Annotated in this window: 12 protein-coding genes; 9 read left to right on the top strand and 3 right to left on the bottom strand. The window is 63.0% G+C overall.

The annotated features are described in order from the left end of the window. The first annotated feature begins 46 nt into the window (after positions 1 to 46). Complete coding sequence (gene mobC / locus IYY11_RS04775; protein WP_164479495.1) at positions 47 to 454, top strand: plasmid mobilization relaxosome protein MobC; 408 nt, start codon at positions 47 to 49, stop codon at positions 452 to 454. After that, on the top strand, positions 451 to 3417 hold the full coding sequence (locus IYY11_RS04770; protein ID WP_154454024.1) for an LPD7 domain-containing protein: 2967 nt from the start codon (positions 451 to 453) through the stop codon (positions 3415 to 3417). The genes mobC and IYY11_RS04770 overlap by 4 nt, the downstream gene beginning before the upstream one ends. 137 nt (positions 3418 to 3554) lie before the next feature. Here the strand turns inward: IYY11_RS04770 and IYY11_RS04765 are convergent, their stop codons facing one another. Together IYY11_RS04765 and IYY11_RS04760 are read right to left on the bottom strand one after the other, a co-directional pair. Then, on the bottom strand, positions 3555 to 4802 hold the full coding sequence (locus tag IYY11_RS04765; protein ID WP_154454025.1) for a type II toxin-antitoxin system HipA family toxin: 1248 nt from the start codon (positions 4800 to 4802) through the stop codon (positions 3555 to 3557). Next, on the bottom strand, positions 4795 to 5130 hold the full coding sequence (locus IYY11_RS04760) for a helix-turn-helix domain-containing protein (RefSeq protein WP_154454026.1): 336 nt from the start codon (positions 5128 to 5130) through the stop codon (positions 4795 to 4797). Before IYY11_RS04760 ends, IYY11_RS04765 begins: the two co-directional genes overlap by 8 nt. A gap of 191 nt (positions 5131 to 5321) precedes the next feature. Here IYY11_RS04760 and IYY11_RS04755 point away from each other — a divergent pair, with 191 nt between their 5' ends. The 7 genes from IYY11_RS04755 (at position 5322) to IYY11_RS04725 (ending at position 11460) form a co-directional block, all read left to right on the top strand. Next, the gene (locus IYY11_RS04755) at positions 5322 to 5999 is read left to right on the top strand and encodes a vWA domain-containing protein (RefSeq protein WP_154454027.1); all 678 of its coding nucleotides are present in this window, start codon (positions 5322 to 5324) and stop codon (positions 5997 to 5999) included. Further along, positions 5981 to 6805 (top strand): PP2C family serine/threonine-protein phosphatase, encoded by an 825-nt coding sequence (locus IYY11_RS04750; RefSeq protein WP_154454028.1) that lies wholly within the window; start codon positions 5981 to 5983, stop codon positions 6803 to 6805. Before IYY11_RS04755 ends, IYY11_RS04750 begins: the two co-directional genes overlap by 19 nt. After that, entirely contained in the window at positions 6805 to 8751 is a 1947-nt protein-coding gene (locus IYY11_RS04745; protein ID WP_154454029.1) for a helix-hairpin-helix domain-containing protein, read from the top strand. Before IYY11_RS04750 ends, IYY11_RS04745 begins: the two co-directional genes overlap by 1 nt. Before the next feature lie 98 nt (positions 8752 to 8849). Beyond that, a complete protein-coding gene (locus IYY11_RS04740) occupies positions 8850 to 9188 on the top strand; it encodes an invasion associated locus B family protein (protein ID WP_154454030.1) in 339 nt (112 codons plus the stop codon). 15 nt (positions 9189 to 9203) lie between these two features. Next, positions 9204 to 9884 (top strand): SOS response-associated peptidase, encoded by a 681-nt coding sequence (locus tag IYY11_RS04735; protein WP_154454031.1) that lies wholly within the window; start codon positions 9204 to 9206, stop codon positions 9882 to 9884. Next, positions 9881 to 10174 carry a DUF3761 domain-containing protein gene (locus tag IYY11_RS04730; protein ID WP_154454032.1) on the top strand — a complete coding sequence of 98 codons (294 nt, stop codon included), beginning with the start codon at positions 9881 to 9883 and terminating at the stop codon, positions 10172 to 10174. The genes IYY11_RS04735 and IYY11_RS04730 overlap by 4 nt, the downstream gene beginning before the upstream one ends. A gap of 386 nt (positions 10175 to 10560) precedes the next feature. Further along, positions 10561 to 11460 carry an ArdC family protein gene (locus tag IYY11_RS04725; RefSeq protein WP_154454033.1) on the top strand — a complete coding sequence of 300 codons (900 nt, stop codon included), beginning with the start codon at positions 10561 to 10563 and terminating at the stop codon, positions 11458 to 11460. A 67-nt stretch (positions 11461 to 11527) separates the two neighbouring features. Here the strand turns inward: IYY11_RS04725 and IYY11_RS04720 are convergent, their stop codons facing one another. Beyond that, the gene (locus IYY11_RS04720) at positions 11528 to 13942 is read right to left on the bottom strand and encodes a type IV secretory system conjugative DNA transfer family protein (RefSeq protein WP_196402910.1); all 2415 of its coding nucleotides are present in this window, start codon (positions 13940 to 13942) and stop codon (positions 11528 to 11530) included. Positions 13943 to 13944 lie beyond the last annotated feature (2 nt).

The following is a 13944-nucleotide window of genomic DNA, read 5'->3' as shown; positions in this document are numbered from 1 at the left end:
CCGGCAGTTTGCCAAAGGCAAACCGGACGCTAAGGACGATCGACGAATGGCGGACAAGCGACATTACGATCGGCGCAAGACGCGATTTATCGGTTTCCGCGTCGATGAGACGGAGGCGGCGGCGTTTCTGTCATTCTGCGAAGCGAGGAATCTGACGACAACAGAAGCGCTGCGTCGCATGGTTCGCGCGGCCAGCGACATGGGGCCGACGTTTGACGGCGAAGGACGCGTCGAAGTCGTCGAATTGACGCGACAGCTGCGCGCGATCGGCGTTAATCTCAATCAAGCCGTTCATCATATGAACGCGGGCAACGCTTTCCCGGGAGAGAATGTGCGCGCGTGGCTTATCGAAGCGCATGGGATCATGCGGACGCTCGACGCGCTCTACGCGTCATTGACGTATCGAGCGCGGAGACGCGCCGAGACGGCGATCGAGAAGGACTGCGCCTCATGACGACTCTCGCGGCGCTTGATCTTTCGATTCTGACGGAAGGCTTGCAGCGTCGTCTTGCGGCGAAGAATCGGGCGGCGCTGGACGATCTTGCGGCTGCGGTGCAATCGGCTGAGCGTTACCGCGCGCAAACAGCCAACAGCTCGCGCGCGGCGCCCCGGCCCCGACACGACGAGCGGCCGGACACAGGGCCGCGCGCGCCGGCGCCAGGCGAGAAGTCCCGGGCCGACGATGAATTGCGCGTGAAGCGCGCGGTCGCAGCGAAGGGCAGCGTTTCGCAGACCGACGTCTCGGCGCGTGCGCCCGCCGCGGTTGCGCAAACGGCGCGACCCTCATCGCCGGCACTGGGCGGCCGCGCGCCGGCGACGGGCGCAGCGATCGCATCCGTGCGGTCCGCCTTGATCGCGAAGGCTAATCTTGCGGCCGGCTCGCAGGCGGCGGTCGTCAAGATCGCGAGTTTCGGTTCTGGCGCGGCACGGGCGAAATCGCTTCTGAACTATCAGAGCGACAAGGGCGAACTGACGCTGGAGCGCCATGATGGGTTGATGATCACCGGGCAGCGCTCCGTCGCCGACTTCGCCGCCACGTGGCGCGCCGAAGATGGCCGCGCGCCGTCCAACGACGTGCTGCAGTTCGCAATGCGGTTCGACCGCAGGCTGGAGGCAACGCAGGCGCAAGACGCGCTTACGGAGGCTCTTCGCGGCCATCACTATGCATGGCGGCTTTCGCAGCATGGCGCGCATAGCCGCGTCGACATCGTCATGACGGCCGCGAGTCGCGAGCGCAATGCGGGCGGCCGGCTTCACCGGATCTACGACAATCAGCGGTCGATTGACGGTTTGCGCGATCGGTTGGAGGGCGCATTCGGCCGGGACGCCGAATTTACCGACCCGAAATGGGCGCATGGGGTCGAGGGCGCCACGACGGCGCTGGCTCGACTTACCCGCGGCGGTGAGATCGAGGTATTTGGGCCGGACGGCCGTGTGCTCAAAGATGAAGCCGAGCGCCTCGCGCGCGAGCTGCCGAACCGCCCACCGCGCGCCGCGTCGCGTGAGGCCAATGTCAGCCTGGAAATCGCCAAATCCTGGCGGCCGCATATGCGATCGAGCGCGCCGCGCGACTTTGCGCATGTCATTTTGAGCGCCAAGCCCGGCACGGACAAAGCGGCGTTTATGGACGCCGCGCGGGCGACCCTGGCGCGCGCGTTTGCCGGACATGAGTATGTTTTCGTGATGCATACGAACCGAGAGCATATTCATGTGCATGCGGCGGTTCGACTTGTCCGGGACGACGGCAAGCGGCTCGACCCAAAAATTCAGGATTTTTCGCGCTGGCGCGACACGCTCGCGGCCGAAGCCCGCGTCCGCGGGATCGCCATGGAGAATGTCCGGCGGTTCGATCAGGCGCACGCGCCAGCCTACAAGCTTAAAGACGTGAAGATGCTGGCGCGTGGCATTGCGCCGCCGAGCGTTCGCCGGCGCATCGAGCGTGTGAAGAACCGTGAAATTCACAGACCGACGCGCGAGGAAGGCCGGCGGCGCGCGCAGGATGCCGCCCGCCAATGGCGGAACGTCGCCGCCCTGTCGCCGCGTCGATCGCCGCCGCCAGCGCCGGGCGCCGTGCGCCTTTATCGTCTCGACAGCGGCGGCGATCGTCGCGGCGCGCTGTTTGCCGCCGATATGGAGACGGCTGCGGCTTATGCGAAGCCAGGTGTCGCCGCACGGATAATTTATGTGGACGTGCCGGCCGCTCGAGTAACCGAGCTGAAATCCTCGCGAACGCAGCCCGGCAAAGTTTTTGTCGTGCCGCGCGCCATCAGCGCTCTAAGCCGACCGTTGGACGGCGCGCCGAGCGCCGCTATCGCGCATTTTCAGCACCGCGCCCAGAGCGCTCTAAGCGGTCGCGCGCCGTCGACCGACATAGAGGAGAAAGGCCCCATGCGAACAACCGAAACGATGATCGCCGCGCGCGACAGCATGGCCGATACGATTGCGAAAATCGACAAGGCGCTTCCCGACGATGAGGCGCGCGCGCAATTCGCCGAACAGTCGCGCCGGCTACTCGACAAGGCCGACGAAGCCATCGCCGCGCAAACCAATCTCGAACAGCAAAAGGCGGATGTGCAGGGCGACCGCTACGTGAAGCCGGAGCCCGCGCGTGACCTCGGGCCGATTATCACGTTCGAGCGTAAGGGCGACGAGATCCATTACCACCGACACGATGCGACCGGCGCGCTGCAAGTGCTTGCCTTTGTCGACAATGGGAAGCAGCTCGATATTCGCGACTGGAATAACGCGGATTCCGTCAACGCCGCGCTCAAAGTGGCGTCCGAAAAGTGGGAAACGCTCAACATCACCGGGAGCGACGCTTACAAGGAGACGGTCGCGCGGCACGCCGCCGAGCATGGCTATAAAATCACAAATCCCGAGATGCAGGATCGCATTCGCGAACTTCGCGCCGAGATCGAAATGAACCGCGCGCGGATTGCCGAAGGCCAGGGCCAGTCGGATGAAAATCAGCAGGCCGCGCCCATGGCGCGGCAAGACAAACGAGACGAACCCGCCCGCGCCGAAGGTCCGACCTCGACGGCGGCCGAGCGCGAAATGCGCCTACAGGATATTCGCGGGCGAGTGGATCGCGAAGCGGCGCGCGAAACGGAACAAGGCAACCGCGCGCAGGCCGGCAAGGAAGCAAAGGCTGCGCAAACGAACGACCAGCCCCGCGATCGCTCGCAGGGCGAGGCCGCAAGCGCGCGTGAAGCTGATCGATCCATGGAGGACAACACGCGCCGCGAAATGCCCGCCGATCCCCGACAGAGCGAGCAGATGCAGAACCTTCGCGACCAGCAATCGCGCGTGCTGAAACAGGAGGAAGAGCAGCGGCGCGTCGATCAGGAGAATGCGGCGCGCATCAATCGCGAGCTGGCGCAGCCTAGGCGGTCGGAATCCGAGGGCGAAAGCCGATAGTGTTGCTCGGACCTGCAGCTTCAGGTCGCTCCTCCTGCGCTCAGCTGGTCATGTCTTCGACGAGGTCGACGGCAGTGACGTCGATCGGCGCGCCTGGCGCAGAACCCAATGGTCTGCGAGGAAACAGGACGGACTGGTCAAAGCGCGAGCGCCCGCTTGAGATCATCGTGCTCAAAAGCGCTGGCCATGCGGGTGATCTCGGCCGAGCGCGCTCCGACAGCCTTGGCGGCGTCACGCCATGTCGCCGTCACCGCCGCGACCTCCTTGATGATTGCGCGTGCCTGCGGCAGCGTCAGCGCGAAATACTCTGAAGCCTTCTCCAGAAGATCGAGCGAGCACGTGCCCTCGTCGAGGTCGATGTTTGTCGTCAGTACGCGCGCCCTGAGGTCCGTTGGCGTCGGATTGAGGTCATAGGCGGGCGAGAGCGACCATCCTGCCTTGCCGAGCCAGAGGAAGCCGTGGTTGCGCAGATGATCATCGACATTGGAGATCAGCACATTGAAGACGACGCGCCGGTAGAGTGCGTGGGCGTCGGCCTTTCCCTGCGCGCCATGTTGGGCAAGGGCATCTACAATCTCGGGGTAGCTGCCACGCTCGCCATCCTTGGCGCCCATCATCGCCATAGCGGACAGGAACGGGAGGCGGATCGCGCCGTGGCGATCGAACCGTCGCGACAGCATGGCCGCTTTGCCGGCAACGTCGACGAGTTCATGTTGCGGCGTGACGATGCCGGCTTGGCCGGCCAGCCGCAGCGCGATCCCCTCCCAGGTCTCTATGCTGTAATCATCGGTCTCCTTGGGAAACTTGGCGATGGAGAGTTGGCCGTGTTGGTCGATGATTGACGCCTTCGGCCGCGCGCCGCCGAGGGAGGAGCCGGGCGCGAAGATGAGTTGAAGGTCGTCGGCTGTTTCCTCGTCCCGGAGAATCCGCTCGGTGATCTGGAGCAGACGACCAAGCTCGATCAGGGCTGGCACGCCTGCCCCGATCGGCGCCTGGAAGACCTCGTCACCGACCCGACGAAACCGGAGCGCGCCAAGCCGGGTCTCATCGGCGACTCCCAGCAGGTAGTCGCTTTCCGAGAGCGTACGGACAGCGCGGCCTTCGCGTTCGGCGAGCCGACGTTCCGCACGCTGCATCAACCGCCGACCCCAGGTGTCTGGCGCAGAGTCTCCGATCGAGCCGAAAGTCGCGAGACCGGCAGGAGGCGCGAAGGCGCCGCGGGTCAATGCGAGAGCAGGCTGAAGCGAGAAGCGGTCCGCGTCATCGAGCCAGGCGTCGTCATATTCGAAGAGGATCGTCTCCACGCCCCGGACGCGATTGCTCCTCGCCCTTCCGACCGGGCGCGTGCGTCCCTTGAGATCGATGTCGACTTCGAAGTCAGCCATCGCGAGGCGATCCCTTTGGCCGCTTGAGGTGGACGCGCTTGGGCAGGTCGGCGCTCGCAAGCGCTTGGCCGACGCTGTCATTGCCGATGTCGGCGACTTCGCTCAGCCCGTCGAGCAACCCAAGCGCCTGGAGGACTCCGGCATAAATGCCGATGCTGACGTTGGTGTCCCCGGCCTCGACCCTTTGCAGGGTCGATCGGGAGGTGAAGGCGCGTTCGGCCACCACAGCCATCGGCAGCCGCCGGCGTCGGCGGGCGTCGTGAATGTCCGCCCCGAGCTTGCGTAGCGCACGGCGCACTGCGGCGGGAGGATTGTGAGGAGTGGGCACTTGGAGCCTTGGCGCTACAGAAAACATAATTGTGTAGCACAAAGATTACAATTTGCCTAGATGTAAGCGCCGGTCCGTCGGCGATCAGAGGCGTTACCTCCCATTCGAGACGCAGGCGCGGCGACCGGACGGTCCCTTGACGATCCGGAAATGCATGGAGTCATTATGGCGAAAGTTTCAAGGAGGCCCGAATGTCCAGTTTCGATCAGATCCCATTCAACGCGGATGATTTCACCGACAATCCGGAGCCGCGTTGTCCATGTCTTTTGCTGCTGGACACTTCCGTTTCCATGCGGGGCCGACCAATCGACGAGCTGAATGCCGGCCTGATTGCTTTCAAGGACGAGTTGATGAGCGACAGTCTCGCTGCCAAGCGAGTCGAAATCGGCATCGTGGGCTTTGGCCCCGTCCAAACGATATCGGAATTTGCGACCGCCGATATATTCGTCCCGCCGACGCTGTCGGTAATCGGGGATACCCCGATGGGCGCCGCAATAACTCAGGGACTCGAACTCGTCCGGCAACGAAAGGAAGTCTACAAGAGTAACGGCGTCGCCTATTACCGCCCGTGGATTTTCCTGATCACGGATGGCGGACCGACCGACTCTTGGCGACACGCCGCAGATATGGTTCGCGAGGGCGAACAATCCAAGGCATTCCAATTCTATGCGGTCGGCGTCGAAGGAGCCAATTTCGAAACGCTTGCTCAGATCTCCGTCCGTCAGCCGTTGAAGCTGAAAGGTTTGCAGTTTCGCGAACTCTTCCAGTGGCTCTCCAACTCGCTCGGGTCGGTATCTCACTCGCAACCCGGCGACGCCGTGCCGCTCGCGAACCCGACGGCGCCTGACGGATGGGCTTTTGCCGGATGATCCATAGCGGATGGCGGATTGCAGCCGCCTCGGCGATTGGTTCGTCGCATGTAAAGCAAGGGACGGTTTGTCAAGACAGCCATGCCTGCCAAGTCCTGACGGACCGCGACGGCGGAACGGTGATAGCGCTCGTCGTTTCAGATGGAGCCGGCAGCGCCGCCTTGGCGGACGAAGGGTCCGATTTGGCATGCCGAACCATCGTAGAGGCCGTCGAGGTCTTCCTCGCTCGCGGGGGACGAGTCTCGGACCTCTGCCTCGACGAGGCCCGCTCTTGGGTCGAAATGGTCCAGGAGGCCATCTCCCTTCGCGCCACGGACGCGGGGACAACCCTGCGGGATTACGCGTGCACTCTTCTCGTCGCCGTCATCGGGGAGGACGGCGCCGCTTTCTTGCAGGTCGGCGATGGCGCGATGGTCGTCGCCGACGAGGGAGGCGAATGGGCATGGGTGCATTGGCCGCAACGAGGCGTCTACGCCAATTCGACCTTTTTCGTCACGGAGAGCGGCGCCGCGGACCGTATGGCTTTCGACCTCGTTCCAAGGAAGGTTGACGAAGTCGCGCTATTCACAGATGGCATCGAGTCTCTGGTCCTGCATTATGCGACCAAGAGCGTCCACGCCCCGTTCTTCGAGAAGATTTTCGGTCCCGTGAGATTGTCGACGGCAGAAGGCCTCGACGTCGCATTGTCCGGCGGGCTGGAGCGGTACCTATCCTCGCCCGCGGTATGTGACCGAACCGACGACGACAAGACCCTCATCCTCGCGACAAGAGTCGAGGCGGCTGAACGCCCTGCCGAAGCGTCATAATGACAAAGCCGCTGCCCAAGGTCCGAGATTCCAAGGGATCTGTTACTCTCGGGCGACTGCTTGGACGAGGCGGAGAAGGCACCGTCTACGAAATCGCAGACCGAAGCGGCCAAGTAGCGAAGCTCTATCATCAAGACGTCTCCTCGGAAAAGGCATCCAAGATCGAGACGATGGCGTCGTTGCAAAACGACCGCCTGCTTTCGTTGGCCGCATGGCCGCTAGATCTGTTGCGCTCCACCGACGGCAAGCCTGTGGGCCTGCTAATGCCGCGCGTCGACGGCCACAAGGACATCCACAACCTCTACAGTCCACGCAGCCGCAAGGCCGAGTTTCCTGCCGCAGACTGGCGGTTTCTAATCCGATCTGCCGCGAATACGGCCCGCGCTTTCGCCGCCATTCACGAAACCGGGTGCGTGATCGGCGACGTCAACCATGGCGGCGTCTGCGTCTCGGACAAGGCGACAGTCCGTCTGATCGATTGCGACTCGTTCCAAGTCAGTGTCGGCGCGCGTCGATACCTTTGCGAGGTCGGCGTGCCGACGTTCACGCCGCCTGAGCTTCAGGGGAAACGTTTCCGCGGCGTCGTCCGAACGCCGAACCACGATAACTTTGGGCTGGCGATCCTCATTTTCCATCTGTTGTTCATGGGACGCCACCCGTTCGCTGGCCGGTTCCTCGGGCGCGGAGACATGAGCATCGAGAAAGCGATTGCGGAATTCCGCTTCGCATACGGCGCCAACAGTTCCACGTTCCAAATGGAGCCGCCTCCGAACGTGCCACCCATTGGCATTGCCTCCCCGGCTATCGCCTCGCTGATCGAACGCGCCTTCGCACAGAGCGGCGTACAAGATGGCCGTCGGCCAACCGCGAAGGAATGGGTCGCGGATCTGGATAACCTGGAGAAGCAGACCAAGGCCTGTCGCATCAACGCTTCTCATTATTACGTTGGCGGGCTTGATCATTGTCCGTGGTGCAGATTGGAGGCGGCGACCGGCGCCGTTCTGTTCAGTTTCGTGATCAAGACCGCGCCACTAGGCGGCATTACTGGCAGGATCGATGTCGGCTCGGTATGGGCCAGAATAGCGGCGATCCCGTCGCCCGGCCCGGCGCCGAATCTGCCCGATTGGAATAAAACGGCGCCGTCAAAGGAGGCTCTCGCTCTGGGACGACAACGCAGGTTTAGGAATGCCGCGAAATATGCCGGATTGATCGCCATTATCGTAGTCTTGATGGGCGCCATGCCCGCCGCAGCGTTCATCTGGATCGTTGGCGGTCTGTTCGTTCTGTCAGGCGTTTCGAAGCAATCGGGAGACGGCTCGGAGAGCGCCAAGTTCCGCGACGCGGTGGTGCGCGCCGAGGGTCACTTCAAGACGTTGAAGGCACGCTGGGATCAGGATGCCAGCGACCAACGGTTCACGACCCACTTACGCCAACTGCAACATGAAAAGGAGCAGCTTTTGGATCTCCCGAACCTGCGTCGGCGCCGCTATCAGGAACTCGAGAGAGCACGCGAGCGCGATCAGCGAAAACGTTATCTCGAAGCCATCCAGATCGAACCGGCCAAGATCCCCGGAATCGGCCCGGGCCGGAAAGCAATGCTTGCCAGCTACAACATAGAAACGGCTTGGGACGTCAGCGAAGCCCACATCACGAAGGTGCCGGGCTTCGGACCGGCGCTCACGCGCGAACTGATGAAGTGGCGCCAAGTCGTCGAAAGCGGGTTCAGATTCGACGCCTCCAAAGGTGTCGATCCCCGCGACATCGCCGCGCTCGATCGCGACGTCGCCGATATGAAACAAAAATTGGAACAGAGCCTGATCAACGGGCCGCAGGCGCTCACAAAAATTCGTGATCACATTCTGGCTCAGAGAATCGCCTTGAAGCCAAGCATCGAACAAGCTGGGAAAGTCCTCGCGCAAGCCAAGGCTGACCTGAGCGCAATTTAGAATATTTTTTCAACCAGGAAGTCGAGGGGCAAAGATGCGCGTTGGAGGAGTTGAACTATGGCGATGATGCTACGCCCGAACTGTAGCGCGCGCGCTCAATTCCTCGTCGCCATTGCCCTGCCGACGTTCAAGTCATTGTCACTTTTACAAAAATTCCGGCAAGTCCCAACGCTGTCATTCAAATCATTGCGCCGCTGGACACGTTTCTGCTGGAAGGCGCGAGGATGAAAGTCGATCAGGACGAGATCGGTAAGCTTCCCTTCTTCAAGTGTGCGCCGATCGGCTGCGCCGCGGAAGGACCGATCAGCGACGATGTGATCAGCAAGCTTCTGACCGGCAGGAATATCATCATCACGATCTACATTCGTCCCGGCGAAGGGCTTCGGCATGTTCTCTCGCTCGACGGCTTCGCGGATGGATATAAAGCTTTGAAGTGAATTGCGAGCATCATCATGTGCGGTCGTTTCACACAGCGCCTTTCATGGGAAGAGTTGCACAGGCTTGCCGACCTGATCGGGCAGCCCCGCAACCTCGCGCCGCGCTACAATATCGCGCCGACGACCCAGATCGAGGTCCTTCGGCCTGCGGAGACGGGCGGCAACGAGCTCGTCCAGATGCGCTGGGGGCTCGTGCCCGGATGGTGGAAGAAGCCGCTCAAGGATCTTCCTGCAACGTTTAATGCCCGTGCGGAGACGGTCGCCGAGAAGCCTATGTTCCGAACAGCCTTCAAGACGAGACGCTGCATCATTCCCGCCTCGGGCTTTTACGAGGGGACGGGCAAAGCGGGGGCGAAAACGCCGCACTATTTTTCGGCGCGGTCCGGTGAACCGCTCGCCTTCGCCGCATTGTGGGAGCAAGCCAAGCATCCTGGCACAGGCGAGCCTCTCACATCGGCAACAATTATTGTCGGCGCGGCGAACAACTGGATGAACCGTTTCCATGATCGGCAGCCCGTCATTCTCGACTGGCGCGACGCCAACGCATGGATGCGCCGCGATGATCCAGGCGCGCTCCAACGCGCGCCCCTGGAAGATTCCTTGAATGAATGGATTGTGTCGACTCGTGTCAACAAGGCAGGCGCCGGGGACGACGATGCATCGCTTGTTGATCCCGTTGAGACTGTGCTCCTGTGACGCGGGCAATTTTTTTAGCTCTTGGACTTTTATTGAGTGCGAGCTTTGCGCTCGCGAAGTCGCCGCTCAAGCCCGAACTCGCGCCTGGAACGCCAATTGAGTCGCAGCTACAGGAACATGGCCACTATTCCAATTCGAGCGGCGAGGATGTTCACGCGCCAGCACATAGCAGAACCGGCGGCGCGCCGGATGGCGCAAGCGCGCGTTGTCGCGATTCAACCTATAGCTTTTCCCATTCTCGTAGTGGAACTTGCTCGCGGCATGGCGGCGTCGGAGAGTGGTTGCGTTGAAAGCGCGACGCTCGTGTTTCAGAAGCGGACGCTACTCGCTTCGATCAGCGGCAGGCCTTTGGCGTGAACGTCAGCCGTTCCGTTCACCCGATGTGCGGAACCGCTTGTCGCTTCCGCCTCAAACCCAATCGAAGGCGCGCTGAATAGGCGCATGCTATGGTCGTCCGAGTAGGTTCGCGCAGCGCTTACCCCTTCTTCGCGCTCCTCAGCGCCGCACGACCTGAATCATCGGTCTATGCCTGGCAGGCGGGTCCCAGCGCCGCAACGGCGTTGCCGTCTTCCACTTCGTTTCATCCCTGCGGGTGCGGCCCTGTGCTGCCCCCTGCCTCTTCGGCGACCGATCAGGTCGCGGCGGTCGCGGCCGACCAACCGAAGAGGAAAGACACATGTCCCGCGAATCCAGCCTGGACATCCATCAGGAAATCACCAGCCGCATCATCGCCGCCATCGAAGACGGCGCAGGCGAATTCCGGCTCCCCTGGAATCGCGGCGGAGCCTCAGGTCGCCCACGTAACATCGCCTCCGGCAAGCACTACAATGGCGTCAATGTCCTCGCCCTCTGGGTGGCCGCCCTGCATCAAGGCTACGCGCAGCCCATCTGGGGCACCTATCGCCAGTGGCATGAGAAGGGCTGTCAGGTCCGGCGTGGCGAGCAATCCTCGCTCGTCGTCTTCTACAAGACCTTCACCGTCGAGACCGACGGCGAGGACGCTGCTGAGCCCGAAACGGCCGAGCGCTTGCTCGCGCGCGCGAGCTATGTCTTCAACGCCGACCAGGTGGAGGGTTACGCCGCTCCCGAGGAGACGCTTCCCGTTACTCCCCTCTTCTCTCCGATCGACGAGGCCGAGCGTTTCCTCGCCGCTACCGGCGCCCGCGTCACCGAGTCCGGCACGAAGGCCTGCTATCGTCCTTCGACCGACGACATCATGATGCCCGAACGCACCCGCTTCGCCGGCAGCGAGACCATGTCGGCAGGCGAGGCCTTTTACGCGACGCTGATGCATGAGCTGACGCACTGGACGGGCCATGCGTCGCGCTGCGCCCGCGACCTGAAGAATCGCTTCGGCTCTGAAGCTTACGCGATGGAAGAGCTTGTCGCCGAAGTCGGCGCGGCGTTCCTCTGCGCGGATCTGGGCGTCACGCCGGAACTTCGCCCCGATCACGTGAGCTACATCGCCAACTGGCTGACCGTGCTGAAGGCCGACAAGAAGGCGATTTTCACCGCCGCCTCCAAGGCGCAGCAGGCCGCGAATTATCTCACGGTCCTTGCCGGAGAGCGCCCATAGCGCGCATCGCCAATAATCGGCGGAATTACAACGCAGCGCCTCTCGCAGGCGTAGAACATCCGTTCGATTATTGCTCCGCAGTCTCCGCTTCCACAGCCGCGGTCAGCGCCGCCAGATCGCCGGGCGTCGGCGTATCAATGAAGAGCTCGGCTTGAACGCTTAACGCGTCGACAAGCGCGCCGAGTTTCGCCGCGTCGTCTATGTCAGCGCGCGTCGCGGCCGACTTCACAATTTCAGCCGTGATGTCCGATCGCCCTTTTACCTCATGCAACTGGGCCAGCATGTCGTCGCCAATACGAAATGCGGGGCTCTCGGGCGAGCCGCTGTCATTGGACGTTGCGCCATCACCGATGGCTGGCTCAAAAAACGGCGCGGAGCTGGCGATGGCCGCGGTGGCGACAGGAGCCGCCGCTCTTGGCGTGGCTGCCGCGCCGGTCGCGGGCGCCATTTGGGCGCGTTCATCATTCAACAACCGACGTGCCGAATAGACTTCCTGCCTCAGAGCGGCCGTCGCCGCTTCTGGTGAAGGGGCCTTCGCGAAGATCCTTTTTCGGGTTGCGCGCAGCTCGCCAAATCGCGCCGGCTCAATCCGCAGCAGGTTCAGCAGTTCCGCCGTGGCGCTGTTCCCGGTTTCGGTCATCGCCTGCACAAACGCCGCCTCGAACGCAGAGGCGTCGAGATAGAGTGCACGCGCTTCGCTCACGACACGATCTTTCGCCACAAGATGCTTGAAGCCGCCCGGCGCGCCGGGGACGACCGTTTCGATTTCGCCGCCCTCCGCGTCCGTCACGTCAGGAATGGCGATCCGATGCGCGAACCCCCGCGAGGCCTCGACCCGTCGCTTGAACCTGGCTTCCTTGAAGAAATGCGCCTTGTCGATGACGGCGCCATATTCGCCGCGCACCAGCAGCACCGCCTTGGTCGCCTCGAGGCGGCGCATCGCCTCGCTCGTCATCAGCGGCTGCAGCTCCCACCGTCCTTGCGTCGTGCGCGTCGCCCTGCCCTGTGATCCGCCGAATCCGGCCCCGACCGACGTGCCCCATCCTTCGCGGCGGACGTAGTGTTTTCCGAGTTCCTCGGCGCAGTAGCGCGCCGTCGTCTCATCGCTGACGCCGATGAGCAGCTTCACGTCCATATTGCCGATGAGCATGTCGCGCGTCGGCTTGCCGTAACGAACGTCGAGCTGGGTCAGGCCTTGGGCGATGACGGCGATCTGAAAGCCGTAGCCGGCGACGAGCGGCGCGCGATCGACGATTTCGGGCATGCGGCCGAACTGAAAGAATTCATCGAGCATCAGCAGCAGCCGATGCGGCTCATCGAGACCCGGCAGATTGCGCAGCAGGACGTCGTGCACCTGTTGGACGAGCAGACGCACGACGGCTTCGACCGCCGCGAAGTTTCCGACGGGCGTTCCGATCAGGATCGTGAAGGGACGTCGCCGCAGCTCCGAAATTTTGAAGTCGGATCGGCTTGTCGCGGCGTCGACGAGGCTGTTGTTCCACGGCTCCAGGGCCGTGACGATATGCGACTCGAAGGATTGACGCTGCTTTTCTTCGCGGCTGATATGCTGGCGGAACTTGTCCTGCACGAAGGCGTTGAGCCCCGGCTCATTGGCCAGAATATTCGCCAGTTCCGCGACGAGCGGGCGACCGCGGCTGAACATTTTCAGCGCCGCCTTGATCGTCCGCCCTTCGATCGGCGGCTCGCGCGCGTCGAGGACATAGGCCAGGAGACCCGCAAACAGTCCGCGGGCGGTCTCGGCCCAATAGGGATCGCCAGATTGCGACAGCGGGATCAGGCTATGCGCGATATTCGCGACATCGGTCGCGCGCTCCGGCCAAGGCGACACGAGATCGAGCGGGTTCCAGCAGTGCGTCCGCGCAGAGCCGGGCGAAAACATGAAAACGTCCTGCCCCAGCGCCGCGCGCGCCGCGCCGATCTGGTCCCACATTTCGCGTTTGATATCGAGCCCGATCAGCGATCCGCGCCATTCGATGGCGTTGGGGAGGACGAAGCCGACGCCCTTTCCCGCGCGCGTGGGGCCGTTGACGTAAATATGACTGGCGCCGCTATAGCGAAGATCCTTGCCATTGAAGCGGCCGAGGAAGACGGAATAGCCAGGCCGCCCGTTCAGCAGTCCCGCCTTGCGCAAATCGCGTTCTGTCGCGAGCCGGGCGCCGCCGGACGGCTGGCGCGCCCCGCCGAGCGACTCCAGGACTTGCGCTAATCCGAGCGTCACGAGCGCCAGCGCGATCAGCCCGCCCAGAAGGGCTTTGGTCGCGAGCTGCTGAACCACGGGAGACGCCCATTGCCGATAGGCGACTTGCGCCGGCAAGACGATCTCATGGCCGTGGGCAAAGCGATGCCACAGCTCCCACGATTTGGTTTGCAGTCCGACGAGGGCCGCGAAGGACGCTTCCCAGGCAATGAGCGCGCAGGCAAGGGCGATCAGTCCGATGATCCCATAGGCGAGAGCCCGCATGA

The sequence above is a fragment of the Methylocystis sp. H62 genome (assembly GCF_015709515.1).
In the GTDB taxonomy this organism is placed as follows: domain Bacteria; phylum Pseudomonadota; class Alphaproteobacteria; order Rhizobiales; family Beijerinckiaceae; genus Methylocystis.
This window is presented reverse-complemented; position numbering and strand designations above follow the sequence as displayed.

Excerpts from the sequence above, each read along its gene's own strand:
- IYY11_RS04745 (WP_154454029.1), top strand. The coding sequence starts at position 6,805 with ATGACAAAGCCGCTGCCCAAGGTCCGAGATTCCAAGGGATCTGTTACT.
- IYY11_RS04725 (WP_154454033.1), top strand. The coding sequence starts at position 10,561 with ATGTCCCGCGAATCCAGCCTGGACATCCATCAGGAAATCACCAGCCGC.
- IYY11_RS04755 (WP_154454027.1), top strand. The coding sequence starts at position 5,322 with ATGTCCAGTTTCGATCAGATCCCATTCAACGCGGATGATTTCACCGAC.
- IYY11_RS04735 (WP_154454031.1), top strand. The coding sequence starts at position 9,204 with ATGTGCGGTCGTTTCACACAGCGCCTTTCATGGGAAGAGTTGCACAGG.
- IYY11_RS04750 (WP_154454028.1), top strand. The coding sequence starts at position 5,981 with ATGGGCTTTTGCCGGATGATCCATAGCGGATGGCGGATTGCAGCCGCC.
- mobC (WP_164479495.1), top strand. The coding sequence starts at position 47 with ATGGCGGACAAGCGACATTACGATCGGCGCAAGACGCGATTTATCGGT.
- IYY11_RS04720 (WP_196402910.1), bottom strand. The coding sequence starts at position 13,942 with ATGCGGGCTCTCGCCTATGGGATCATCGGACTGATCGCCCTTGCCTGC.
- IYY11_RS04770 (WP_154454024.1), top strand. The coding sequence starts at position 451 with ATGACGACTCTCGCGGCGCTTGATCTTTCGATTCTGACGGAAGGCTTG.
- IYY11_RS04765 (WP_154454025.1), bottom strand. The coding sequence starts at position 4,802 with ATGGCTGACTTCGAAGTCGACATCGATCTCAAGGGACGCACGCGCCCG.